Source organism: Fibrella aquatica (assembly GCF_041321135.1).
GTDB classification, from domain to species: domain Bacteria; phylum Bacteroidota; class Bacteroidia; order Cytophagales; family Spirosomataceae; genus Fibrella; species Fibrella aquatica.
The window spans coordinates 66,040-91,157 of record NZ_JBGGWF010000016.1 but is presented as its reverse complement, the minus strand read 5'-3'; the positions used below and the strand labels follow the sequence as shown (position 1 = coordinate 91,157).

General features: G+C 50.4%; 21 protein-coding genes. All 21 read right to left on the bottom strand.

What is annotated here, in order from left to right:
* Window positions 1-4 precede the first annotated feature (4 nt).
* Window positions 5-535, bottom strand: coding sequence for a chromate resistance protein ChrB domain-containing protein (locus ACAW87_RS23985; protein WP_370726189.1), 531 nt, complete (start codon window positions 533-535; stop codon window positions 5-7).
* 53 nt (window positions 536-588) lie between these two features.
* Window positions 589-1,140 carry an arsenate reductase/protein-tyrosine-phosphatase family protein gene (locus tag ACAW87_RS23980; protein WP_370726188.1) on the bottom strand — a complete coding sequence of 184 codons (552 nt, stop codon included), beginning with the start codon at window positions 1,138-1,140 and terminating at the stop codon, window positions 589-591.
* A 28-nt stretch (window positions 1,141-1,168) separates the two neighbouring features.
* The gene (locus tag ACAW87_RS23975; RefSeq protein WP_370726187.1) at window positions 1,169-2,143 is read right to left on the bottom strand and encodes a DUF1259 domain-containing protein; all 975 of its coding nucleotides are present in this window, start codon (window positions 2,141-2,143) and stop codon (window positions 1,169-1,171) included.
* 119 nt (window positions 2,144-2,262) lie between these two features.
* Window positions 2,263-4,536, bottom strand: coding sequence for a DUF5916 domain-containing protein (locus tag ACAW87_RS23970; protein ID WP_370726186.1), 2,274 nt, complete (start codon window positions 4,534-4,536; stop codon window positions 2,263-2,265).
* Between the two features lie 29 nt (window positions 4,537-4,565).
* A complete protein-coding gene (locus ACAW87_RS23965) occupies window positions 4,566-5,684 on the bottom strand; it encodes an efflux RND transporter periplasmic adaptor subunit (RefSeq protein WP_370726185.1) in 1,119 nt (372 codons plus the stop codon).
* 12 nt (window positions 5,685-5,696) lie between these two features.
* Window positions 5,697-8,927, bottom strand: a complete 3,231-nt coding sequence (locus ACAW87_RS23960) for an efflux RND transporter permease subunit (RefSeq protein ID WP_370726184.1) — start codon at window positions 8,925-8,927, stop codon at window positions 5,697-5,699.
* A gap of 1 nt (window position 8,928) precedes the next feature.
* Window positions 8,929-10,287, bottom strand: a complete 1,359-nt coding sequence (locus tag ACAW87_RS23955; RefSeq protein WP_370726183.1) for a TolC family protein — start codon at window positions 10,285-10,287, stop codon at window positions 8,929-8,931.
* 67 nt (window positions 10,288-10,354) lie between these two features.
* A complete protein-coding gene (locus ACAW87_RS23950) occupies window positions 10,355-11,620 on the bottom strand; it encodes a sensor histidine kinase (protein WP_370726182.1) in 1,266 nt (421 codons plus the stop codon).
* Window positions 11,617-12,309, bottom strand: a complete 693-nt coding sequence (locus ACAW87_RS23945; protein ID WP_370726181.1) for a response regulator transcription factor — start codon at window positions 12,307-12,309, stop codon at window positions 11,617-11,619. Before ACAW87_RS23945 ends, ACAW87_RS23950 begins: the two co-directional genes overlap by 4 nt.
* Before the next feature lie 479 nt (window positions 12,310-12,788).
* A complete protein-coding gene (locus ACAW87_RS23940; protein ID WP_370726180.1) occupies window positions 12,789-14,678 on the bottom strand; it encodes a TonB-dependent receptor in 1,890 nt (629 codons plus the stop codon).
* 469 nt (window positions 14,679-15,147) lie between these two features.
* On the bottom strand, window positions 15,148-15,312 hold the full coding sequence (locus ACAW87_RS23935; RefSeq protein ID WP_370726179.1) for a hypothetical protein: 165 nt from the start codon (window positions 15,310-15,312) through the stop codon (window positions 15,148-15,150).
* Window positions 15,313-15,388: 76 nt separating this feature from the next.
* Complete coding sequence (traN, locus tag ACAW87_RS23930) at window positions 15,389-16,507, bottom strand: conjugative transposon protein TraN (RefSeq protein ID WP_370726178.1); 1,119 nt, start codon at window positions 16,505-16,507, stop codon at window positions 15,389-15,391.
* A 26-nt stretch (window positions 16,508-16,533) separates the two neighbouring features.
* Window positions 16,534-17,856: a conjugative transposon protein TraM gene (traM, locus tag ACAW87_RS23925; protein ID WP_370726177.1), complete on the bottom strand. Its 1,323-nt coding sequence runs from the start codon at window positions 17,854-17,856 to the stop codon at window positions 16,534-16,536.
* A gap of 252 nt (window positions 17,857-18,108) precedes the next feature.
* Window positions 18,109-18,759, bottom strand: coding sequence for a conjugative transposon protein TraK (gene traK, locus ACAW87_RS23920; RefSeq protein ID WP_166693942.1), 651 nt, complete (start codon window positions 18,757-18,759; stop codon window positions 18,109-18,111).
* 1 nt (window position 18,760) lies between these two features.
* Window positions 18,761-19,813: a TraJ family protein gene (locus ACAW87_RS23915; RefSeq protein WP_370726176.1), complete on the bottom strand. Its 1,053-nt coding sequence runs from the start codon at window positions 19,811-19,813 to the stop codon at window positions 18,761-18,763.
* 11 nt (window positions 19,814-19,824) lie between these two features.
* Window positions 19,825-20,694, bottom strand: a complete 870-nt coding sequence (locus ACAW87_RS23910; RefSeq protein ID WP_370726175.1) for a hypothetical protein — start codon at window positions 20,692-20,694, stop codon at window positions 19,825-19,827.
* Complete coding sequence (locus tag ACAW87_RS23905; RefSeq protein WP_370726174.1) at window positions 20,691-21,452, bottom strand: hypothetical protein; 762 nt, start codon at window positions 21,450-21,452, stop codon at window positions 20,691-20,693. The genes ACAW87_RS23910 and ACAW87_RS23905 overlap by 4 nt, the downstream gene beginning before the upstream one ends.
* A gap of 140 nt (window positions 21,453-21,592) precedes the next feature.
* Window positions 21,593-24,130 (bottom strand): TraG family conjugative transposon ATPase, encoded by a 2,538-nt coding sequence (locus ACAW87_RS23900; RefSeq protein WP_370726173.1) that lies wholly within the window; start codon window positions 24,128-24,130, stop codon window positions 21,593-21,595.
* Window positions 24,114-24,440: a DUF4133 domain-containing protein gene (locus ACAW87_RS23895; protein ID WP_255720944.1), complete on the bottom strand. Its 327-nt coding sequence runs from the start codon at window positions 24,438-24,440 to the stop codon at window positions 24,114-24,116. The genes ACAW87_RS23900 and ACAW87_RS23895 overlap by 17 nt, the downstream gene beginning before the upstream one ends.
* A gap of 1 nt (window position 24,441) precedes the next feature.
* Entirely contained in the window at window positions 24,442-24,777 is a 336-nt protein-coding gene (locus ACAW87_RS23890) for a DUF4134 domain-containing protein (protein ID WP_370726172.1), read from the bottom strand.
* Between the two features lie 19 nt (window positions 24,778-24,796).
* Window positions 24,797-25,093 carry a DUF4134 family protein gene (locus tag ACAW87_RS23885; RefSeq protein WP_370726171.1) on the bottom strand — a complete coding sequence of 99 codons (297 nt, stop codon included), beginning with the start codon at window positions 25,091-25,093 and terminating at the stop codon, window positions 24,797-24,799.
* Window positions 25,094-25,118: the final 25 nt, after the last annotated feature.

The following is a 25,118-nucleotide window of genomic DNA, read 5'->3' as shown; positions in this document are numbered from 1 at the left end:
GCAATTACTGTTTAGGCTCCCAGGTATGTTTCTCTTTTTGTAATTTGGTGGCCCAACTGTAAAGCGCGTCATAGATAATCATACCCTGCGCCAACTGGAGTTGGTCATCGGTGTAATTTTCGGATAGGCCTGCCGAAATCGCCCATAGTCCGGCGGCCTGGGGTGCCAGCTCAAAGTTATCCGTATCCGCTCCCCGGACGATGAGTCCTAATTGCTGGAGGGCAGGTGTTTCCAGGTTATGTTTTTTGAGAAACACCTCAAATGTGCACAGTTCACCCGCGTGTTCATACTCCGCTCCGACAATATCGAACGGGATAGCACCCAGTTCTTTCGCTTTGGCGAAAACCTGCTCTTTGGGGACGTACGTAATTTCGGCGTCTTGATCAATAAACCTAAGAATCAACCAGGGACAGGCGATCCGATCTATTTTTGGCCGTGACCGCGTAATCCATTTTGTCGGCGTCTTACCTTTTGGGTTCGTGGTGACTAACTCGCCGACCGTTTCAACGGCCCCAAGTAGGGTTATAGCATTCATAGTAGGTGATTGGGTAAAGCGTTACGGCTTCTAGTACGGGCAGAACGAGTTTGTTATTTAAGGGCTTGTTTGCTGAGCGAGTTAAGCAATTCCTCTACCTTTTTCTTGATCTCATCGCGAGCGTTCTCATAGTTTTGACTGATCGATGATTGAATCTGCCAGCTACTTGTTTTTTGCGTGTCCAGGCTGGTTTGCGGCAGTGTGCAATCCAGCGCTACAACATGAATGGCATTCGCCATATCTTGCCCGGTGAGTAAACTTGGTTTCAATTTGGGCACAATGATGCCGTCCGTTTGAAGGCCCAATTCAGCACGCTGCGACAACGTTGAGTCTGGATTTAGCCCGCGAAATATCGCCCTTACTGGCAGCTTACGTTCCTGGGCCAATTGGTTAAAATAAGCGGAGGCAATCAAACTCCTGGCCGCTCCGTGTTCACAGACAAAAACCACCGTATTCACCGGCTCACTCGTGCTTTCATTGCGAAGTTGCTGCCCATATAAAGCTTGACTGGCTATCAGCAAACTAACAAACCACAGTAGCCGAATGGAACGTATAGACTCCCTAAACAGGACTGGTTTTATATCAAGCCTTATCGATTTGTTCATACGGTAGCTTCGTCTGACTGGTGAGACCCTAGTGTTGCATTCCCGGCTTACCTAACTGATCCAGTGCAGCCCGAAACCCTTTCGCCAGTTCGACGGCTGACCCACGTCCGTAGTAATGCAGAAAAACTGTGCGCGGCTGTTCACCCAGCATATGGTGGTGCAGGGCTACGACCTCCAGCTTATTTTTTCGTAAGGCCTTCACGACATTATTCACCTCACCTTCCAGCATCGCAATGTCACCCGCGATATGAGCCGCATCCTGTTTTCCAGCAAAGGACGCCCAGGAATTCAGACCGATAGCGGCCGTCATTTCAGCACCCATCGCTACGATCTGCACATCATCCCGTCCAACGGTATATTTATACGTCGGCCCATTCACGACCCCTTTGTAGTTGACTAACCCGTCCAGAGCGGGCAACTCAAAAAGCTCTTTTCCAGTGAGCGCCGGGGTACCAGACGGTGCAGTGGCAGCAACCTGATTGGCTGGAAACAACTTCGTGTTCCGTATCGCCTGTGCATATTTGTTGGCCAGTTCTACTGTATCCCCCATGCCATGCAGGTGCATGTAAAAAATACGCGGCTCTTCGTAGAAGAAATGGTTGTGAATGGCCCCTACTTCCAATCCAGCCGCGTGGGTAGCGTCGATGAGCGGATTGACTTCGGCTTCGAGCAAAACTGTATCGCTCATCATGACGGTTTGTTTGCCATCGAGCGTTTTCTTGAACGCTACCCAGCCACCAAAGCCAAATGGAATCGGTACGGGCTCGCCTTTCACCGTAACCTTCAAGTCATTTCGAGGCAGTGGCACGTTATAGGTTGCCTGTGCTTCACTATAGGTTCCTTTTTTGCCCAGTGCAGTAACGATAGCTTCCTGTTCGGCAGCCGTTAAGGCGGGGGTTTTTCCAAGTAGGCTACCCACAGGCAAATCAGGTTGGTCGGATACCCCACATAAGGGGATGGTGCTGGCCGCGACTGCCGAGCGTAAGAAGAGTCTGCGTTGCATACGGGTAAAGTTTAAGATAAGGGTAAAAGTAGCGGCTAATTCTGAATTAATCCTGAATGAGGGCTGACAGCCATTCACCCGGAAATGGCATCATGTCGTGTCAGCTAAGCAGAACCCGCTTACAGATTTAACCAATAGGTCAGTTTCAGTACTAGGGCCCGGTTTTTGGGTTGGAAAGCATTGGTTACCAATCGACCCCGGTCATCACTAATGGCATACGCGTAGTAATTATCCGTGTAAACCACATATAAATCACTGACGGGTTTATACCGCCACTGAAATCGGATATTGGTATTGACGTTGTTGATCTGGTTGTTGTACTGCAAATACGCGGTCAGAAAGGCACTGCGCGAAAAAGACAGATCGACTTTTGGCCCCACCAGCAGCAAATCCGAGGTATTGAACGGCTGGGGGAGTCGAATATGATTGTAGGTAAAATCCATGGAGAAAATACCATAGGGTTGTTGACGGTAGCTGAGGGTGCCCTGAAGCTGACCAATTTGGCCATTGAAATAGCCGCCAAACCGCGTACTGGCTGAAAAAAAGAACGGCTTTCGGACGTTGGAGATAAAATTGATCCGGTTACTGAAATACAAATAGGATGTATTCTGAGCCAGTTCAGGGCCGCCGGTGTTGGTAGGATCAAACGGAGAAAACAAATACGTATAATCCCAGCGCAGCAACGCAAAATTGAGTTGAGATTGATTTTGCAGGGTGATCCCTCCAAATAAACCAGCGTCCCAATCGACCATCCGTCCCTGCACCTTTCCGTAGAGAACATCCCAGTCTGGCCCCAGGTAATACCGATTGATCAGCTTGCCGATGCGCCCCTTTGGATAAAATACGAAATTCGCTTCCCCATAGGTTCGGAGTAAGCTCTGACGCGGTACGTAGCCCACCTCGGCCCGGAAATTATCGCCTACATCGTAGAGACCGACCTGCCCGTTAAAGCGCGGTTTATCCACCTGCATGGTTGCCCCCCAGGTGTAGGATTGGGGCAATTTATCGGACGAAGCGTCGCCCGGACTATAGGAACGATAGTAAAACGCTTTCCCCTGCCACTGGTTATTGGCCGAAGCCAGCGAATATTCCAGACCCAGCACCCGGTTGTAGGTGGCCGATACATCCGAAGCCTGCACGGCGAGCGGGGCTTTGTTCACCCACACCAGCCCAATATACGAACGGGTTGAAATCCGGCGCTGAATGGCCAGCATACCGTAATTGGTGGCTGGTAGCTGCGCGGAATCCCCCAGCATTCGACGGCCCGTCTGCATGTTCAGAAGGCCAATCCGCCAGTTCTTATTCAACCGGCCACTGAGTCGCAGTCCCGCCAAAATGGGTATTTTTTCGTTAAAGCCTGTCTGGGGATTGCGGGCCAGACCAATGCGCCGGGAGAAAAACGGATTGACACTGCTAAAGCCGAACGAGCCAAACAGATCACTATTTTCCAGAAAAAACTGCCGCCGTTCGGGATATAACAATTCAAACCGACTCAAGTTGGTTACCTGTTGATCCACTTCGACCTGGGCAAAATCAGGATTTACCGTCACATCCAGATTGAGGGAAGGCGTCACCGCCACTTTGGCATCAAATCCGGCATTGAGTTTGGTTTGCGAAGGATGCCCCCCTTGAAAATCCCGGTCAGTTTCCACCAGCCCATAGGGAATGAGGGAAATATTTGCACCGGGTTGCGGGGGTGGACTTTCCCAAAGCAGGGTTCCCGAAAAAGCCAGCGATAAACCCCCAAAATTGCGGGGTATCGGTGCCCATCCCGACGTTTCGTTGCGGGTAATATCGGCCCGGACAAAATTGATCAGCCAGGTGTTGATCCCTTCCTGCCGCCGGTAGCGAAGGGTTTTAAACGGAATGGCCATTTCCACGATATAACCAGAATCACTGCGGGTGACAGCCGAATACCATTTATTATCCCAGTTGGTGGTATAATCACCACCGTTGGTGATAAGCCCTTCCCGCTGCACGCCATAGGGCGACACGGCAAAATTAAACCCATTTAACTTGTCACGGAAGGGATCAATATTAATGCCGAATACGTCCGAATTGCCCGGTGCAAAATCCCGGCGCAACGAGGTCACGACGTAATGGTTCGATTGTCGGCAAATGCTGGCCACATACAAAAAATTGTCATCGAAGGTCAGCCAAGCCTGTGTTTTGGCTAAGGCATGCGAGGTATCGTAGGGGAAGATCTGCCAGAAATTAGCCGCCGTATCAGCCCGTTGCCAGTCCGCTTCGTCTAAGCGTCCATCGACTTTTATTGATCCGTGTGCTTTTTTAATGTGAATCTGATACCCTTCTTCATTGACGCCCAGTTGCTGCGCTTGCCCGGCAAGGCTCAGAAAGGCAACAAAATACAAACAGGCGTACAGGACTCGCATTGGCTGTGGCTACAGGTGAACAGGTGGGTTTATGGTTTTTTTGGCTTTTCTACCGTGGCCACCACTTTCGTGTCCGGCTTAATCTCTTCGTTCCCTTTTAGTACCAGCGTATCGCCGGATTGTATTTCGCCAAAAATCTCCACGCCATCCGGTACGTTGAGGCCTGGTCGCACATCCACCCATTGCGTTTGTCCAGCGACAATCCGAATGACGAACTTTCGTTCCAGGGTCGTGACAACCGTTGAAAAGGGTACGACAACCGAAGGTTTTGACCGGCTCAGCTTGAGCGTTACATCCGCAAACATACCTGATTTTAGCTGATGGGCGGTATTGTCCACTCGAAACTCCCAGATTTCCGAACGGGTTCCCACGTCGATACTTTCGGATTTGCGAACCAGGACAGCCTGTTGCTTCTGATTGGGAACGGCTTTGGTGGTAAACGAAATTTTGTTGTCTTTCAATTTTCCACCCGTGAGTGCTTCGGGTACAGCCACCCGCAGACGCAGCGTTCGGTTATTCTCGATTTCCAGGATCGGCTGATCCGTCGCCGTACCCACGTACGTACCCACATCGGCATTGCGTTTGGTGATGACCCCATCGAACGGGGCCCTGAGCACTAAATAACTGTCGATGTCGCGTAAGGCATTAGCCGCATAGCGTGAGGCTACGTTTTCGGCACTGTCAGCGACCACCTGTCCATGTACACGCGCTAACTCACTCTCCGCCACGACACCCGGTGTTTGCGCGGCCCGGCTCAGCCGTCGGTACACATCCTGACTGGCCACCAGTTTAGCCTGGCTAACCTGCATCCGGCTTCGGGCCTCGGCCAGGCGCGCTTTTTGCTCCGGCGCATCAAGCACAGCCAGCACTTGTCCGGCTCGAACAGGAGAACCAATATCAACCGCAATCCGGCGAATAAAGCCCGGCACCTTAGCCCGGAGCTGCACCCGCTCAAAAGGGAGTAGTTCGCCGGGAAGATTCATGGCTTTTTCAACCGGGCCAGAGGACAGCACCAGGGCCTGCAACGTATCGGGTTTGGCTTCGGCACCTGGGTTATTTATACCAGCACTACCCGTTTGGGCCGGTTTAGAATCGGAACAGGCCACCAGCCAACCGCTGATCAGCAGAATAAAAAGGCTTTTTTTCATGAGTCGTAGCGGTTAAGAATGGGATGGCGAATAAACAGACGCGGAAGAATCGTTCGGATCGAGGGATGGATTTTGGTAGGTTTTTCGGCCCAATACCGCGTCATAGCATAACGGCAGGATCAACAGGGTCGTCACCGTCGATGCCAGCAGCCCACCAATCACCGCGACACCCAGGGGAGCCGTTTGATCTCCTCCCTCACCCAAACCAGTGGCCATCGGAATCATGCCAGCCATCATCGCCAGCGAGGTCATTAAAATGGGACGTAGCCTGGTTTGTCCGGCCCCAAAACCAATACCTGTTTTTCGGGATGCATCGGCCTGGGTTGTACCACGGCTTTTTGAAGCAGGAAGTCGTCGGACGGTTTCCGCGTTAGCCACCAGTAAAATGGCATTGGCGACCGCTACGCCGATGGCCATGATGCACCCCATAAACGATTGAATGTTGAGCGTATGCCCCGTTAGGAAAAGAAGCCCCAGCGATCCGGTCAGCACGGCGGGCAGCGTGGAGAGCACCACCAGCGACAGGCCAACGGACTGAAAGTAAGCGGCCAGCAACAGAAATATGGCAACAATCGCTAACCCCAATCCCAGTGACAATTCACTCAGCGTTTGGGCTAATAGATCAGCCTGTCCCCGCAGGCTTATTTTCATCCCGGCGGGTAGTTCGCCCAGGTTATGAATGATTTTTTTAATGTCTGAAACGGCTCCGCCCAGCGCCTGGCCGTGTAAATTAGCCGTCAGCGTGATGTAGCGTTGCTGATTGAGTCGGTCATATTCGCCGGGGGTATTGAGCCGTTTCCAGTCCGCTACATCCCGGAGGTAAACGCGCTGATTGCCACTGGACGATACTGGAATCGCTTCCAATTGGGCGGGGCTGTTCATGCGAAATTGCGGGTATTCGATTTGCACCTGATAGGAATTCCCCGATGCTTTATCAAGCCAGTAACCCGGCTGGGTCAGTCGACTGGATGACGTACCTGCCACCACCGACCGGCTTATCTCATCAAGTGTCAAGCCCATCTGTCCGGTTCGCAACCGATCGTAGTTAATTTGCAGGGTTGGGTAATCGAGGGGTAAACTGTATTGCACGTCGCGCAGGGCGGGCAGTGCCAGCAGTTGCTTTCTGATTTTTTCGGCAAACACCCGCCCCTGAACCAGATTTTTGGCTTGTATCGCCACATCGACAGGGGTAGCGGTACCCAAACTGAGTACTTGATCTACCAGATCGGCGGGTTCGAACGAGATCAGCATCGCCGGAATTTGTTTCGTAACCTCGGCTCTGAGTTGCTCCTGAAAATCGGCTAACTGAATCCCCGAACCGGGTTTAAAGTTAACCCGCAGAACTGCATCATGCGGGCCACTCGTCCACAGATAAATGGGACTAATAGCATAAGTAGGCGGTTGTAAACCAACATAGGCCGATGAGATAGCTACATTTCCTGATCCGGCAAGCTGATGAATGATTGTCAGCACTTTTTTGGTTTGATCTTCCGTCCGTTCAATGCGCGTTCCGGCTGGCATCCGTAAGCGTACCTGAAACTGGCCCGCATCCACACGGGGAAATAATTCTTTGCCAACGCCTATGTACAAGACGACCATCAGCCCCACCGCGACCAGGCCATAGAGGGCTAAAACCAATCCACCGCGCCTAGCATATCGGCCCGTGAAGCGTGCATAACCCTGTGAAAATCGGTCAAATCGAGTAGCAGGTGTTGCATGGCTTTTGTTTTTAAGCAGCCAGTTGGCCAGTACCGGCACTAACGTCTGCGACCATAGAAACGAGGCAATCATAGCAAAGCCAACGGCCAGCGATAAGGGCAGAAACAACCCGCGCGGTACCCCTGACATGAACAGGGATGGCACAAAAACGGCCAGGATTGATAGCAGAATGAGCAGTTTGGGAACGGCAATTTCCTGGCAGGCATCGGCAATGGCCCGGGCTTTGGCCTGAACCGAATGCTCTTCATCCTGTTCCAGATGCCGGTGAATGTTCTCAATGGTTACGGTGGCCTCATCGACCAGAATACCAACGGCCAGGGCTAGTCCGCCCAGGGTCATGATGTTGAGACTCTGCCCGAACAGGTTCAGCAACACCAGGGCGGATAGCAAGGCCACCGGAATAGTCAGCACTACGATCAGGGCGCTGCGTCGATCATGTAAGAACAAGAGTACCATCAAACCCGTCAGCAAGGCACCTAATCCACCCTCGAAAAGCAGGCTACGCAGCGAGTTGATCACGTAGCCCGACTGATCAAACTCGTAGGATACCTTGATGTCGTCGGGAATGGCAGCCTGCATCTCCGGCAACGCTTTTTTAATTCGTTGGACGACGTCCCAGGTAGCCGCATCGGCCCGTTTAGTCACGGGGATATAGACCGACCGTTTACCGTTAATGAGCGCATAGCCCGTCGTGATATCCGCTCCATTATCGACCGTGGCTACATCGCGCACATAGACCGTTCCGGCTGGATTACCCCCGTTCCCGGTCAGGCTTCGGGTTGGTTTGATGGGCAGGCTTTCGAGTTCCTTAATGTTATCGACTACGGTGTTCTGAGGGGTGATCAATAGTTGATCACCGACGCGAAGGTTACCCGCTGGGGTGAGCAGATTCCCTTTGGCAATAGCCGTGACTAATTCATCGGGGGTCAGTCCATAGCTGCGCATGCGTTCGGGATCGGCTTTAACGACCACCGTTCGCTGGTTGCCGCCAAAGGGGGGCGGGGCCGATACACCTGCCAGCGCGGCAAACATAGGTCTTACTTTAAACAGAGCCAGATCCTGAATTTCATTTAATGAACGAGTTGGACTACTGAACACCAACTGGCCAACGGGCACCGAACCGGCGTCATACCGCATGATGAAGGGGGCTTGCAGATTAGGTGGCATGAAGGCCCGGGCTCGGTTCACGTAAGACACTACTTCGGCCATCGCCGAGGCCATGTCGGTTCCTTCTTGAAACTGACACTTGATCAGCGACAAACCCTGAATGGATTTGCTATCCACGAATTTAATGCCCGTAATGTAGAGGAAATGGTATTCGTAATAGGACGTCACGAAACCTTCCATCTGCTGAGGAGACAATCCCCCATAGGTTTGAGCGACGTAAATGGTAGGCGTTCCAAGCTGGGGGAAAATATCGATGGGCATCCGACGGATCGACAAACCAGCCGCTAGTAGGATGCCCACCAGCACAATCAGAACCGTAATCGGTCGGCGCAAGGCGGCAGTGATGAGTCCAATCATGTCAGGGTAGCTGGGTTAAAAATTGGGATAAATCGCCGGTAGCCGCAGCTTGTTGTAGTAAGCCTTGCCAGGCCGACCAGTAGGCCCGGCGCAGGTCGGTTTCCGCCCGCACCAGCCCGTATTGGGCCTGGGCCAGATCGGTCAGGGTCACCAGACCATTGGTGTAACGCGTTTGCAGGGCATTATAGGCCGTCTGGTTCGCCTGCACTTGAATGGGAAGTTCGCGAGCTACCAGCAGGGCATTTTGCAGGCTGGTCTGCGCTAGTTGCAGCCGGGTGGAGAGTTGCAAACGGGTTTGATTTAGTTCCTCGGCGAAGGCACTCGTCAGCAGATGTTGTTGCTGGCCGCGCAACCGTACCTCTGGGCCATTCAGTAACGGAAGCGCTAACTGGAGGCCAGCCCCGTAATTCAGTCGGGTCAGTAGCAAGCCTTCTGCTGCTTTCACCTCACCCGTTGCCGATACCCCTGATCCACGGGCATAGGTCGTGGCCCACAGGCTGAGGGTAGGCAGCCGGGCTTTCTGAACCAGCACCTCTTTGGATTCACTCACCCGAATTTGTTGCTCGGCGAGTCGAATGGCGGGATGAGCCGATAAGGAGTCGGGTTGGCCGGGTAAAGCCGGTAGGCGCGTAAATAAAAGCGAGTCCGCCTGCACCTGCGAAGCCGTACCAGTGACAAACTCGCCGAGATTGATTTGGGCCGTTTGCAAGGCCTGCTGCGCTTGTAACAGCTCGACCCCGGCCCTTGAGAGTTCACTGCGCAGTAAAGCCGTATCCGATGCGGGCCGTAATCCATTGGCTACCAGCACCCGGCCCTGCGTGAGTACCGTTTGCGCCCGCTGAATATTCTGTCGGTAGACGCCCAGGAGTTCCTGAAACAGAATCTGATCTAAATAGGCGCTGATCAACCTGATATTCAGATTAAACCGCTCGTTCCCAAGTCCGGCTTCACTGGCCCTGACTTCAGCTCCGGCCACTGCCCGCTGGGCATCCCGTTTGCCGAAACTAATCGGTTGCCAACCCAGGAGTAAACTAGCTGAACTGCCGGCCACCGGTTGGTAGCTGTTCGATGCCGAGGGAGGGCCACTGATAGGCAATACAAAGGGAGGAAAAAACAGCCCCGTGATGTTGTTATAGGTAGCCAGGTTTGCACCATATGCTGCATCGAGCGATGGGCGGGCCGTTTGCTGAATGAGTGCATCATTTTTACCGAGTGCATCCAGTCGGTACCGGGCGGCTTTCAGCGCCGGATAGGTTTGTTCCGCCTGTTTCAGCAAATCCGTCAGCCGGGCTGGTTGGGCCCATGACGTAGAAATTGTTAGCCAGGCTAGCCATAGGATTACGTACCGGGAAAACCACATTAGAAAAAAGGTTAGAGATCAATCATCCGTAAACGTACAGGGTCATTCTGAATTAAAACTGAACACGTCAATAATTGACACTCACCCGATGTTGTCCGTCGGCGTATACGTAACTGATTTGCCAGCCATTCACGTCGACAATACTTTTGACGATGGCCAGTCCCAGCCCCAGCGTTTGTTTTTGTCGCGATGCTTTCCGAAATCGCTCGAAGAGCAAATCAGGAGCAATGTCGGGAGCTTCGCCGGTATTCTCCACGGTTAAGGTGCGTCCTTCCGTACGAATGTTGACTTGTCCATTCGGCACGTTATGGACGAAGGCATTTTTAAGCAGGTTACTCAGCAGAATATCCGCCAGCACGGGGTTGGTATGGACGTGCGCACCGGGTTCAATAGCCGAATGGATCGTCAGAGAATATTTTTCAGCCTGCTCCTCAAAGTAGGGCAGAATATTGGTCACGATGTCTGCCCAGACCACGCGGGTACGATCCGTAAACTGTCGATTGTCGATCTTAGAGAGCAATAGCAACGCTTTGTTCAACCGAGTCAATCGTTCGGTTTGTCCGCCCACCGCATGCAGTAGTGACGCTTGCTGTTGGCCTAACTGGGGCTGCTGGTATAAGAGTTCGATTTTAGTTTGAATGACCGCTAAGGGCGTCTGCATTTCGTGCGACGCGTTTTCGATAAACTGTTTTTGCTGCTGATAGGCCCGTTGATTCCGTGCCGTTAAGCCACTCACGGCCTGATTAAGTGCTTCAAATTCAGTGATATGGGCAGGTTCAAACTGGATCGGAGCCGTTGAATCCAGGTCAAATTCGGTTAGTTTGGTGAGCGTGTGGTAGAAGGGTGTCCATAGCCGCTGCGTGAGATAACGACCGGCGATGAGCAATCCGCCGATGACAAAAAGATAGAGGGGGATCAGTGTAGCCGATATCGTGCCGATGATCTCGGGGTTTTCTAAATGGGTACGGACAATGGTTAGGGCGTAAGGTTTACCCTGAAAGCTGAACTGCGTTTGCAGTTTCCGGTATTCGTCCTCTTCCTGATCGGTCGGCTCATAAATCAGCGTGTCGCTGTAGCGGAGCGAGGTATCGATCTGAACACTCCTGGGAAGCGGTTTGAGAATAAAGTCGTTATAGTCAGCAGCATCTCTGGGCAATACGCCCTGTTGCCGGGCAAACGTACGGATAATGGCATTCCGGCGGTTAAATAGAATCTCATCAATGTTACTATTGACCGCATAACGCATCACCGCGTAGGAAATGGCGGAACACAGGACGAGTAGCATCAAGAGCAAGCCCAGAAAATAGCGCGTTGTAACGGTGAGTAGGTTCATGATTCAATCAGTTGATAGCCTACCCCATAGACGGTTCGTATTTCGATACCCGCATTGGCTCCGGCCAGTCTTTTCTTCAGATTTTTGATGTGGGCAAACAAAAAATCGAAGGAATCCGCCTGATCGATGTGATCGCCCCAGAGGTGCTCAGCCAGCGATGATTTAGAAACGACATGCGTTCGATTGGCCAGTAAATGGAGCAGGATGTCCCACTGTTTGGGAGTCAGATTTAGTATCCGGTCACCTGACCAGGCCTGTCGGCTTAACGGATCAATGCGTAAATGACCAACCGTCAACTGATCGGTGGTAGCGAAATTGCGACGGCGAATAATGGCTTTTAACCGGGCGTTGAGTTCCGATAAGTGAAAAGGTTTGGTTAAATAATCATCCGCACCCAGATCCAGTCCTCGAATGCGATCATCCAGGGAGTTTTTAGCAGAAATAATGATAATACCCGGTGCTGACTCGCCCTGCGATTTTTTGAGGGTTTTCAACAGACTTAGTAGATCCAGACCATTCCCATCGGGCAGCGTAATATCCACTAACAAGCAATCGTAATCGTAAAGACTTACCTTTTCAACGGCCTGCTCATAAGTCTCGACCCCTTCGCAGACGAAATTCTCATCAGCGAAGTAAGCTTTGATGTCGTTCAATAAGGGTAATTCGTCCTCAACAATTAGCAGTTTCATGGGCAGTCAGATTACCGCCTTTTAAGGAAAGGCCGGTTACCAACAGCTAAAGTAGAGCTGGATTCTGAACAAATATTGAACGTTGGTTTCCGTTGAGCGAATGATCAGAGTAATTTTTAATAAATAAATTTACTCTGTATGCTACATAGTTATATCCGTGTTAATTTAAAAAAATAGTTACCCCATAAGTCAGAATCACTTAACGCATCAACTTGAAACCTGCATTAAAGATGAATTCATCTGTTGGTGCCCAAATATCGTTAAACTGGGGATTTTGAAAGCTACCCGTATAACTTGGTTCAAAGCGGGATTGGCGGGCATCCGTAAAATTCTCCGCATTGGCGAAAACGCTGAAATGCTTCCATTTATACTCTGCGGATACCCCCATTACCCAATAACTTTGCTTTATATCCCCATCACGGATAGTTTGCTGACCAAAATAGAATAACTCGTACCCTAACCGTAAATGAGGTTCGATTTCATAGAGCAGCGTAGTATAAAGCCGGTTTTTTTGAGGTAAACGGATTTTGCTGGATGGTGCCACTAGCATACGTCTTAGCATCCGTGTAGGTGTAGCCCAGGTACAAGGCTAATTCGTCATAAGTGAATTTAATATTGGTCTCAAACCCTTTGGAATCAAGGTAGCCCGCTGCACTATAAAATGCGTATTGACCGCTTTTATCTGGGATCGTGTTCAGCAGGGTCGGGTTATTCAGGCGGGTGTAAAAAAACAACTGATTCACGGACAAATTGATTGTTTCAAACAACGGGGTCCGGTAGGTGATATCCGCATTACCCCCCAGTGAAGTTTCTGTATGTACAGTGGCAAAATTAAGGGGGCTAATAGTTTGAAAGCCCAGCGTTTCGGATTCGTCGGTAAACGGAGTGGGGGAGCGATAACCCAGGCCGCCCCCGATGCGGCTGGTAAGATGAGGGGAGAATTTGTACAGGACTGACACCCGGGGTAAGACCAAAAAGGCATTGCGGCTGGTATAATCGGTACGTAAGCCAGTCTCCAAAACCAGGTCAGCCAATGGCTTCCAGTTGCTTTGCGCGAATGCGCCAACCGTCGTTAAACCATAATTCAGCGGGAGGGCGACGGCGTTTTTTTGGATAAATTGATCGGTCCATAGATTGCCCCCAATGACCCATTCGAAGACTGGATTGGGTCGGCTATAGCTGATTTCTGAAAAGCTGGCTGTTTGCTGGCCATCAAACGTATAACTCGGCCGGGTTAATGCCCTGGTATACCAACTGACACTGTTCTTTAGGGTTAGCACGGCTTGGCTCGTAAAGGTTTTATCGAACCGGAATTGCGTAGAGATGCGGTTGGTTTGGTTGCGTTCAAAATAAGAGTGGGTATTGTCTGCTTGACCAGCGATAACCTGCATATCTCCTCCTAGCCGATTTTCGAAACTAGTGTTCACACCCAAGCTGATGGTCGTGGTCGGATTGAGGTAATAAAATAGCTTGGGACTGAGGGTGTATCGCTCAAATTTTGGAATATCGGAGAAGCCGTCCTGGTTGACATCATAGGCCCGCTGGATGTTACGCGCTGTGTACAGCGTTAGTCCGATCTTACCAAACCGCTGCGCATAAAAACCGCTCAAATCCAGTGCCTGGGTCTGATTGTAATTAGCCAAAAAAGTGAGTTCGCGTTCCGCAGTTGGCTCTTTAGTAATTAAGTTAATCAGTCCGGCAATGGCACCCCCGCCGTAGAGCGTCGAAGAAGCCCCTTTAAGCACTTCCACTCGTCGGAGGTTAAGAGGAGGAATTTGCAAAATACTTAGTCCACTGGCAAAACCGGAATACAGCGGAAATCCATCTTGCATTAACTGAGTATATCGACCATCCAGACCCTGAATGCGAAGGGTGGTGTTGGCTGAGGTGGGGGATGTTTGTTGAGTTTGAATACCCGTGCTTTCGGACAGCAAGGTGCGGATGTTGCTGGGTTGCCCACTAACTTTTTCATCCAACTCACCCGCCGATATAACTTCGATGCGGGTTGGAATGTCACTGATGGTTCTGCTGCTTCGGGTAGTGGACACGGTAATTTCGCCGAGTTCTTCCCCAACCGGTGAGAGTAAAAAGGTCAGTGTGTCGGCCCGTTTTAACGGGAATTTGTATTCCTTCTCGACTTCTTTATAGCCTATAAATCGCACCTCGATTTCATATTCATCTGACGGAAGATCGGTTATGGTGATAATGCCATTGCCATTGGCCACGGCTCCACGCTTGAGGGTTTTTATTTGTACCGTAGCTCCGGGCAGTGGTGTCTTTGATGTGGCATCCAAAACGCGGGCAACAAACGTATTTTGGGCAAAAAGAGACGAAGTAATCAGGAGCAATAAAATTAGAAGTCGAATCATGCCAATTAACGGTCGTGCGGGCTATTTAAACACGCCCAAAATACCTTCTGATTCTGTACAAAAATTGAAGTTTTGGAGTGAAGACTGCAACTTCATATTGGCGTAACATACGTTCTTAGGATAGTACGAAAGATAATGGCGCAAGAAACGCCCGTTTAAAGTGACAGTTGCCGAAATTAAAACGACTGACCCAATCTTACCTTTGCTCAATCGCAAATTGTTATCTCATAAATCAACGTATCATTTTCAGCGATAGATGTGAGTTTGCGATACAGAACTTTTAAGCTAATTGAGGAATTGTCGTGGCACCCCGTGGCTTACTTTTCCAGAGGGACCCAATGCCCAATGAAGGTATTCCATAATGTAAAGCATGTATAGCAGGGAGCAAGGGCCTACTCTATAATGAGGGTCGTACGTTGCCAACACTTGACAAATAATACACTTTACTATACCTTTCGACTAAATAGACTTAAATCCGGTTGACGGGTAGAAAGGAGTGTGAGCGATGGTAATTGGATTCGTAGTTTTCTTCCTGTTTTTCTTCATTCGTGGCTTTGTGCAGCAGCGGCAACGGCAGCGCATTGACAAACTGCAACGCGATAGTGACCAGATGAGTCGGCGATTGCGTCAACAAGAACGTCGGTAAGGAATAGAATAAATGCAAAAAGCTCCGCTTGTGACGGAGCTTTTCTGGTTGGTAGATAGTGCCCTTATAATGGACGGGCCTTCATGATGTCCTTGTTCTGTACCTGAAACGCTAGTTCCCGACCGCCATTCTGTTCGCCAATCACAATCAGCAACTGCTTATTGCCCGGTATAGTAAACCGCTGAAAGGCATATACGCGCTCGACCCTTTGATGCCCACGCACCGTCGTAATTGCTTCGTTATGCACATAGATGGGCCGTAATTCAATCTCCTGCCGGGAGGTCAGTTTTGCCGTTTTGCCATCTACGATGAAGTACCGCACGTAATCGATGTCGTAGTTAAGATTCGATTCATTCTCGATGGCTAGCCGATAATAAAGCACATTATCTTTCACATATAGCCCCCGTAATCGAGCTTCCATCTTGTTGGCCTCTGTTCCCCGTTTTCCCCGGCTACGATTGTGTAGAATGCGGTCACTGGCATAAACGATGTCTGACTGCGTTGCTTTCACCCCTGCGAACTGAATATTTCCATCCTGGCCATCGAGACCATTTACAGATTGGGTGCGATCGTTTAAGTTAATCTGACTGGCTTGGCTTCCCTGCTTCGTATTTCCAAACCCTGCCAGGTTGAGGGCCAGGACCGCTGGCGTTTCATTGTAGTTGACCACAAAGCTGTAGAACTTGCCGTCGGTGGTCATTACCGAAAAGTTAGTTTCGTTGAAGCCGATTTGCGATGCTTTGACTTTCAGCACGTTCTCTACGTCAGCCGCTTTATCGGCCATGATGCTGCGGCTTCCCAGGTCGACTGACCGCACGGCCGTTGGAAAAATGATCGATACCGTTTTGTTGTACGCCAAATCGACGTAGTAGGAACGGATTATGTGCTGGGGCTGTATAAGAGCTTCTGGAGAAGTGCGCGGAGCCCCTGAAGCCGATACCGGCTTGTTCTCAGGGAAGTTTACGGCAAACTTACTTTGAACTCGAAGCGTGCTGTCTGGCTTACCAACCGTTTGTTGCTGAACCAACAGCACAGGGCTTTCAGTGATGGGAGACCGGGCCGGCACGTCCCGCTTGTTTATCAATTTTGCGTACGTACGCTTGATATACGTTGGTTTGCGTTGCGCCATACCCGGACCCGATAGGATGAGGAGCGCGCTAACAGAAATAATAAGTCGTTTCATTTAGTTCAGTAATTAACTGGCTAAGATCATTTGAGCAGTACATAATAGTTTCCTTTCAGCGTAGCCTTCTGTTGGACAATCTTTCGTTGAAGAATGCTTCGAGCACCAGATAGGCCTGACTGTGCAGCTGATATGCCGGCCATTGTTGCGGCTGCTTTGGCGCTATTGGCTGAGGTACCATTCAGATTGTAGTTGGCCCCGCTAATCGTCTGTCCCAGAAGTTGCTTTCCTTCTTGCGCAGCCAGCACGTTCGGCACGAACACGCCAGGCATACCGTCCATATCATGCACTGTGAGCTTGATTGGAAATATGTGTCCTTCGTACTGAAGATTACTTAGCGTAATACCCACGCGTTCCGTACCAAAACTGCCAGTACCGAAAACCAGTGTATTGGCCGGAATGAGAACACCACGTACAGTCACTGGCTCCAGTAGGCGAAGCTGTACCCGTCCTCCATCGGTAATTTGCTGATCTTGATGAATGACCGCCCGGATGGTGCCTAAATCTTCCGTTAAAGCCGATTCCTGACCCCCTTTCTGGTCCTGTGTGTATAACCCATAGAAACCATTCAGTCGTCGATTGGTGGTTTCCCCCAACGTAGAGACGACAGCTCCTGATTCTGCCTTACGCGGCCGCTCCCCTTCGCGGGCAATAGCTGCCTTGGCTTCTTTGTCCCGCTTGTACTCTGTCAATAAAGCCAGTAATCGCTGTCTATCCTCTACTTGTTTCTGCACATCCCGTCTGGGCAATGCCTCCTCATCAAATTCATCAGGAAGTGCCGTTTGGGCATAACCTGTTGAGACCGCCCGAATTCGATTGGTTGGACGGGGTCTACCTCCTACCCTGTTTTGACGCGGAGGGGGCGAAGGGTTATACAACGAGTCCATAGCGGCAAATTCGGGATCGATTGCTTCGGGCATCCGTTTTTGCTTGTATACGTAAGGGTCGAGCGTAGCAGGTAAACCCGTAGAGGGCGCTGATGCAGGTAGTGCAGGGACAACACCAGTTTGCATACCGTTGACGGTAGACTGACTGTTTAAGCCTTGTCGCTGTTCCGCTGCCTGCAGTTCCAACTTAGACTTGGGTACGCTGTCGGTTTGTGCGTTAGGGATCGTAGCGTTCACATTGTTGATGAGCGGCATTTGTTTGCTCTCAGTCCCAGCAATCAGGAAGTACCCGGTTGATCCCAACGCGAGTAACAACACGGGTGCTGTCATCCAAAACCGTTTGTCTTTCAAGACGTCCTGAAACGATTTGCGTGCCGTTGGTGCTACGGCCGGATCAGGAATATCCGCAGGTGACGGATTATCGATGTAATTTTCTGGTTGAGTCGGATCGGTAAGGTTCATGAGTTACACGTTGGGTTTCTGAATGATTAGATACCTTCGGGGTTAATGGTTGACCCTTGGAGAAACAGTAAGGCAGGGCAGGTGGCTGGTGCGATAGATTCATACTCACTGACCACCCACCCAGTAGCAAAAGGGTAAAAAATGCGGCCAGCACGTGCCATTTTCGCTGAGATACAGGTCGACTTTCCCACCCTCTTAGTCTTCGGACAACAAGTCTGCGCCATAACCGCCAGTACGTATGATGTGGCCTGTTCATAGATTCGAAGTCTGGTTGGACCGCTGAACCGTTTCAATGTCCTGATTCTGGACCACCTTGAACCGCTCAATCATGAAGCCATGCGGATTATTGTCCGTCCTGGCCACATCAATGAGGTAGCACTCCGTCACTAATTTTCGGATGGTAATGTTGTTCGCCCGGATCAGTAGTTGACGTCCGCTGGTCACAACACGATAGGGCGATTGGCTAAAATTGACCTCGACTTTATCAATCTCTACCTTCTGGTGTACGTTACCCTGAATCAACTGTCCATAATATCCCGCTTCCTGCAAATCCTGATACAACCTGACAACCGATCGATCGCCCAGGTACGTTGCTTCTCGGATATTACCTTCCACCTGTTTCTCGTCAGGCTCAAGCGTGAAAAAGAGCCGATGAAATGTCTTGATGTGGTCTTTTGCTTCAGCGGGCCGGTTGATATTCTGCTCCTGAGCGAGGGCTACCATAATGGACTTTCCATTGTCGAGTACGTACACTTTTTGGCGACTGGCCGATACCTCGGCGAAAGCCCAATAGGCTACACCCAGCGCGAACGCGAGACTTCCAACTACCGCAATGATGGCCATCCAGCGCACCATTTTGAAGGATGTTTCTAAATTGGTCAGGTAACGAAATTGTCCGTTCATGTTAGATGCTGTTTGACGTCGGTTGCGATGTTGACGATGAGAAAGCACTGGCAACACTTCGACCTAGTGAGGCTGCTCCAGCCCCGGCTGCCTGACCTGTGCTGGCCCCGGCTACCATTGCTGTTGGTTGGGTGGCTGAACTGATTGCATCACCCACTCCGGTAGATTCAATAATGTAGGAGGCTACTTTGGGGATTGACAGGTACGCCCCAGCGCCAATGAAATAGAAAATGATTAGCCCCCAATCGGACGAACCCATGCCGGTATTTCCAGATCGTAGCTGCTCATCAAAAACGGCTAGATCCTGATTCAGCATGGAAATATGGATTGTCTCCAGAATCGAACCCAGAATATTGACCAGCGGAATGTATAGCAGGATATGGATCAGGCGCGAGAACCAGGCGGCTAGACCGGAGTAGAACCATTCGAAGGTGGCCAGACCAAAGGTGATTGGGCCGGTGAGCGCCAGTACGATCAAAAAGAATGTGCTGATCAGTTTGATGTAAATAGCCGCCAGATCGTAGAAGATCTCCCCCAGCCAGCTCAGAAACTGATCAAAGTAATACTGCATGACCCCGCTCACGGCATTTCCTACCAAACTGTTACCGCTCCCTGTAGGGCCGAATACAGTCTTTACAACATCCCAGGTACCAATTTCCCCATCTTCGCCGGGTGGAATCAAAATCTTGTTCCAATTCTCTTTGACCTTTGCTTTCTTGACCTGGTTCAAACGCTCCACTTCCGCTTTTTGACTGGCCACCATGGAGCCGGTTCCTTTATCAAGCAACCGCCCGATACCCACCATTCCTTTGACCAATAGCGGATAGCTTAGCAGACAAAGGGCCAGGGCAAATGGGCGAAGCAGCGGATATACGTCGATGGGTTCTGCTCGGGACATGTGGCCCCAGATTCGGTAAAATACGTAGCAAAGTGCGCCGATGAAGCCAATCGCCTGCCCGAAGGCAACTAATGCCCCAAATCCATCTGAGAACTGGGTGAACACTTCGTCGATCGATGTTTCCAGGACGGGCGAAACCAACAGAATTGATTGCATACAGTTGAGGTTTAGCGATACGATTGGGTTCGTAGGTATTTAGTTTGGTAAGCTTTCCGATTACGTTGGTATTTGTAGTAGTCCAGCCCCTGCGAAGTGATTTTGTCCATTGTCAGTAGCGTTGTGCGACGGGCTTTGCTTTCCTTATCAATTTCGCGAAGTAGCCGAAGACGGTCTGCTGGTGATAGGTACGCCGTTTGACCCTGCTTCTCAACGAGGGCCATTTTTGCTTTCAATGTTTTGTCATCGGCTAGCAACGATGAGCGAGCAGAGGCTAACACTGTCCAGCCAATGTCCTCGTTTGGATAGCGCGCATCAATGTCCTCTTTCAGGAGCCGAGCATTGGTGGGATCCGTGATTGTTATGGCGACGGGCAGCCCATCTGTCCACAATGCCTTTACTGACTCGTCAATGGCTTGGCGACGGGTGCCTTGCATCACGTCCATCGGAGCCTTGTTCATCGCTTGCTGATAGGCATATTTGACTTTAAAGTCCTGATAACGAACTTTATTGATCCGTTCCTGGCCATCTTTCCATGTTCTTTTCAGTTGCTCAATGGCTTTGGCGAGGTCCTTATTCTTCTGTTTCTGGTATTGCTCCATGATCACGGTAGCAATAGGAGCGAATATGGTAGCATCAGCAATCCCTTTGACTACCTCATCCATGACCTTTTCTTTTATAAGCTCACCATAGTCGAGTCCTGCATCTTTTAAACCCGCCATTATATCGCTTTCTGACACGCGTAATAGTTGGTCAATCTCGGATTGAATGACGTTGCTACCCCTGTTTCCAGTTGGTATCGCATTGGCGGAAGGCATCTGTGCGTTGGCAGTTCCAGCCAGGCAGCCAAGCCAGATCCAGTAGAGTGTTCGTTTTTTCATCTGGTTTGGTAGGTAGTAGAGCGGGTGCTTACTGTCCGGTTGAGCGTTGAATTTTGTTTGTACAGCCCCTGTCGATAAGCGTTTTTAGCGATCTCCCGAGATCGGAATTGATAGGTCGCTCGGATTAGGGCCAATGTCTGATTGGTCCGCTTGATGCGGTCATAAAGGTCCGTTCGAACCGCATTCAGGGCTGATAACCGTTCCCCTTCTGACATCCATACCGGTTTACTGCCGAGGTTAATGATTGTTTTGACCTCAGCATCCAGGTCACTTGTTTCCGCAACACCCTGTAACACCTGTCGCATTGCTGCCGCTTCTTTAGCCGTAAATGCTGACGTATTCAGAAATTTGTCGGCCGCTTTCTTACTGGCCCCAATGGCACCGGTAAGCTGGTTCAGATTTAGCTCCCGATAGTACGTAGCAAAGGCAGGCGAGAGCTCCATATGTGCTTTTTTCCAGGCGTAATCCACCTTGTAGTTTTGATACTCGATCTTTTGCTGCTTGGATAAACCATCCTTCACCATCGACTGGAGCGATTTAACCGCCGAGATAGGCGAGACGTCAAATAGTTGGCCCAGGGCATTACCAAGCAATCCGGTAAGTTCATCCTGAATACCCTGCATAATGGAATTCTCTGTTTCGCCGATGATACGCTCGATTTCCCCGGATAACTCATCGCCTAAACCACCAAGCAACGTCTGGCCCGGTGGTCCTTGTTGTGGAGGCTGCCCCGGATTTGTGGTGTCCACTTCAGCCATCGCCGGCTTAAAGTGTAAGTCATTTGGTACGCTCCTGACTCCGGCCTGAATGGGGTACATCCCACCAAAAAGGCAAAGGCTGGTCAAGAGCAGTTTGTTAACAGACTGCCTCACTTCAGTATAGAAATAGATTCGCAGATTTAGCGACTAACGAGGGTGCCGGTCTTCACTTCGTCGGCGTAGTCGCGCAGGGCTAAGTCGTAATTACCGCCGTAGGATGCCACCTTTTCTTCGAGCCGCATTTTTTCGGTTTGCTCGGTTGAATAGGCCAGATACTCTTCGGTCGATACTTCGACGCCATATACTTTTGATTCTTGTCCTCCCCAGGAGATAAAGACCTCTTTATATTTTCGCTTTGGGTCGAGGTCCCGGTTCAATGACAGGCAAAGGTCTTTTTCCTTATCTGTCAGGGCTAGTAAATCCTTTACGTGGGAGAACTTATTGCGGTACTTGCGCTGGTCGAGCAGGATCTTGGTGTCAGCATTGTTGATGATCGAGTCTTTAACGATCTTGTTGCCAATGATGTCGTCCACTTCCTGCGTTACGATCCAGGCTTCCCCGAAAAACTTACGTACCGTTTTGTAGAGGTATTTGATGTATTCAGCCATCCCATCTTTCATGATGGCTTTCCAGGCCTCTTCAATGAGAATTATCTTCCGAACCCCATTCAGCTTTCTCATTTTTGAAATGAAAGTGTCCATGATGATAATGGTCACCACTGGGAACAGGATAGGGTGATCCTTGATGTTATCCAACTCAAATACGATAAAGGGTATGTTCAACAGATCCAGATTAGCCCGGCTATTGAGTAGCTCCTCGTATTCTCCACCCCTGTAAAAGGGCCGTAGTACATAGATGAAGTTATCATAATCGAAATAGCCGATTTGTACTTTGTGTTCGTCCAGGTACCGGGGGAAATCTGACTGCATGAACTCGTAGAACGAGTTGAAACAGGGGAAGGTATCCGGATTATTGGGCAGGTAACTTTCGAAATACTGCGTCACGGCATCCGAAAGCGCAGTGTATTCCGACATCGTTTGCCGCTCGTCACTTCGTTTCCAGAGCGTCTGCAGTAGTACTTTGATGGCTTCTTTCTTCTCGACGTCGGGGAGCAGGCGGTTTTCGATAAAGAACGGATTGAAGTTAATCGGTTCTTCTTCTGAATAGGTAAGATATAGCCCACCCAGCATATCGCACAGTCCGCGGTACGAGTGGCCAACATCAACAATGACGGCGTGGCTACCCTGTACGTGAAAACTTCGCAGTGCATGGTTGGTAAAGAACGATTTGCCGCTGCCCGATGGACCCAGTATGAACTTGTTCCGGTTAGTTACCCACCCTTTGTTCATCGGGTTATCGGATAAGTCGACCAGCAACGGCTTTCCGCTCATTCGCTCAACCAATTTCACGCCGTAGTGCGAGACAGAATCATAGTAGTTTGTTTCCTGATTGAGTAGACACACTGATTGCGGTACAAATGACCAGTATTTGTCTTCACTGGGCAGATCGGCCGCGTTACCGGGTATACCCGCCCAAAACAGCCCTAACGCGTCCTTCGTGTTTTCACGGGGACGAACCCCTAACTTGGCGATGGCTGAGGAAACCAGATTGCGCAGAACGGGTAAGCGGCTCCTGTCTTCAGTCCAGACCTGAATGTTGAAATGCGAACGTACCGGCGTAAAACCTGTCTCGGCTGCATAACTGAGATACTGGTTCAACAGCATGGCGTTTACTTCGTTATCTTTCCCAAAGTTGGCCAGCGACCGCATTTGTGTGGCCCGTTGCTCCAATTTTGGGAATGCTGCCTGCTTATCTTCGATGAAGATGTATTGGTTATAGATGTGATTACAGGGAAGCATCAGCGAAATCGGAGCCGCATAGCTTACCGACACATTCGACCGTTCTGTGGAGAGTGCTTCAACCCGGTTATTGGTGTGCACCCACTCGGGCAGATCGTCAATATCAGAAATTGTGTAGAATTTGGCGTATTTACCCCCAACCCGTAATTCCTCATCCATCTCTAAATCCGCCAGCGTTACTACCTCATCGCGGAGCGATAAACTCATGTATCGCTCTATCAAGCCCGCTTTTTCGCTCGTACCGGCCAATTCGGATGATCGTAGCCGACGCAGGCCAATTAACCGGCTACTTTCCAGAATCGAAGTGAACTGCTCAACGCTGTTAAAGAACTCCTCAACTTTGTGCTTATCCCCTACTTCCTTTGGTACCAGTCGACCACGCGCCAGCGATGTTTTGACCGCACTCACGTCCCGTCGTTCTGGATGGGTTTTGGTTAAATACAGGTAGCACTCGTGGTAGAGGTAGGGACGCTCATTGAAATGGCGATCACTGGCCCGATCAAGGAATGTGCGTTGCGTTGTGCCTGCTCCTTCGCCTGAAGTTTGATAGTTTTCTTCTACGAACCAATCCTGTTTGTGCAGGATCGTATAGCTTGGCAGTACACCTAACGCTTTTGTCCATACGTTGCACAGGGTGATGTAATCTCCCTGCTCAACGCGCCCCTCCCCTACCCCATCGAAACTTGCATTCAGGGTAAATATTTCTGGTAAGCTAACGGCGAAGCAAACGGTCAAATCCCCGTGAACCGATATGAGGCAATCCTGCTCAATGGCTCTTAGGGGAAACACGTCATGAATAGCTTTACTTTTTAGGTTCATGCCTCAGTTGTTTATATACCCCTGAACTTCTAACCATGATCAATTTAGGCTGTCTGCCCCGTCCTTGTGTTCGGGCCATTCCCCGTTCCCCGTGCACCCTGGAAATCCGTACCAGTTGTCCGTATAGAACAATTAGTCCAACCAGGTATGTCCCATAACAGATCATTCCTGACCATCCTGTGACAATCATGATGAACGTGCTTACAGCCAGCAGTCCAACCGCTGCCCCTCCTAAGACCAGCAGGAAATTCATTCCTCTGATTCCTAACACCTGAGGGGGCCTATCCACTCCTTTGTTGACTCGAAACATACTAGGCTCCGAAAACGGCTGACAGCGTCACTACGACCAAACCCGCAAAAATTAGCGCACCAAACCAGGAGGCTGCTGCTTTCCGGGTATCAGGATCTCCGTTTGACCATTTGCTATAGACGGAAATGGCACCAACAATGCCTATGATGGCACAAACGGCGTACATCAAATTCGTTACGATCGTGAACGCTCCTCTTACTTGCGTTGCCGCCGTGCTCAACCCTTGTGTACTTAATCCTTGCGCCGGGGCAATATGGGCCACCAGTACGCCTGCCACAATTAACGCGATAAGTTGGGCCGCGCTAGTACCCTTCGAATGATTAAAGCGATTTTGCATTGTTGAGTTGTTTTTACTGTTAAATGGATTCTAGAATCATAAAGGCGATGGCTATGAACAGCAAACCACCCAACCAGGAGGCACTGGCCTTCCGTACGTCACTCTCTCCGTTTGACCATTTATTGTATACCCCAATGGCCCCCACAATTCCCACTATCGCTGCAGCTGCTTGCCCAAGTCGGATCGCTCCCGCTCTAGCGTTCGTTAGTTGCGTCGTCGCACCCTCAACTGCCTGTTTTAATTCATCTTGGGCGAGGATCTGTTGACTCAGTAGAAGCAGCCCTACAATGCCCAAACTGCACAAAGTTGCCTTCATTATATGTTTTACATATTAAAAATAC

Coding starts and splice junctions, on each gene's coding strand:
- ACAW87_RS23885 (WP_370726171.1), bottom strand. CDS start 25,093: ATGAAGGCAACTTTGTGCAGTTTGGGCATTGTAGGGCTGCTTCTACTG.
- ACAW87_RS23960 (WP_370726184.1), bottom strand. CDS start 8,927: ATGATTGGACTCATCACTGCCGCCTTGCGCCGACCGATTACGGTTCTG.
- ACAW87_RS23950 (WP_370726182.1), bottom strand. CDS start 11,620: ATGAACCTACTCACCGTTACAACGCGCTATTTTCTGGGCTTGCTCTTG.
- ACAW87_RS23895 (WP_255720944.1), bottom strand. CDS start 24,440: ATGTTTCGAGTCAACAAAGGAGTGGATAGGCCCCCTCAGGTGTTAGGA.
- ACAW87_RS23955 (WP_370726183.1), bottom strand. CDS start 10,287: ATGTGGTTTTCCCGGTACGTAATCCTATGGCTAGCCTGGCTAACAATT.
- ACAW87_RS23945 (WP_370726181.1), bottom strand. CDS start 12,309: ATGAAACTGCTAATTGTTGAGGACGAATTACCCTTATTGAACGACATC.
- ACAW87_RS23900 (WP_370726173.1), bottom strand. CDS start 24,130: ATGAACCTAAAAAGTAAAGCTATTCATGACGTGTTTCCCCTAAGAGCC.
- ACAW87_RS23915 (WP_370726176.1), bottom strand. CDS start 19,813: ATGCAATCAATTCTGTTGGTTTCGCCCGTCCTGGAAACATCGATCGAC.
- ACAW87_RS23940 (WP_370726180.1), bottom strand. CDS start 14,678: ATGATTCGACTTCTAATTTTATTGCTCCTGATTACTTCGTCTCTTTTT.
- ACAW87_RS23965 (WP_370726185.1), bottom strand. CDS start 5,684: ATGAAAAAAAGCCTTTTTATTCTGCTGATCAGCGGTTGGCTGGTGGCC.
- ACAW87_RS23890 (WP_370726172.1), bottom strand. CDS start 24,777: ATGCAAAATCGCTTTAATCATTCGAAGGGTACTAGCGCGGCCCAACTT.
- ACAW87_RS23910 (WP_370726175.1), bottom strand. CDS start 20,694: ATGAAAAAACGAACACTCTACTGGATCTGGCTTGGCTGCCTGGCTGGA.
- ACAW87_RS23975 (WP_370726187.1), bottom strand. CDS start 2,143: ATGCAACGCAGACTCTTCTTACGCTCGGCAGTCGCGGCCAGCACCATC.
- traM (WP_370726177.1), bottom strand. CDS start 17,856: ATGAACCTTACCGATCCGACTCAACCAGAAAATTACATCGATAATCCG.
- traK (WP_166693942.1), bottom strand. CDS start 18,759: ATGAACGGACAATTTCGTTACCTGACCAATTTAGAAACATCCTTCAAA.
- ACAW87_RS23980 (WP_370726188.1), bottom strand. CDS start 1,140: ATGAACAAATCGATAAGGCTTGATATAAAACCAGTCCTGTTTAGGGAG.
- ACAW87_RS23905 (WP_370726174.1), bottom strand. CDS start 21,452: ATGGCTGAAGTGGACACCACAAATCCGGGGCAGCCTCCACAACAAGGA.
- ACAW87_RS23970 (WP_370726186.1), bottom strand. CDS start 4,536: ATGCGAGTCCTGTACGCCTGTTTGTATTTTGTTGCCTTTCTGAGCCTT.
- ACAW87_RS23985 (WP_370726189.1), bottom strand. CDS start 535: ATGAATGCTATAACCCTACTTGGGGCCGTTGAAACGGTCGGCGAGTTA.
- traN (WP_370726178.1), bottom strand. CDS start 16,507: ATGAAACGACTTATTATTTCTGTTAGCGCGCTCCTCATCCTATCGGGT.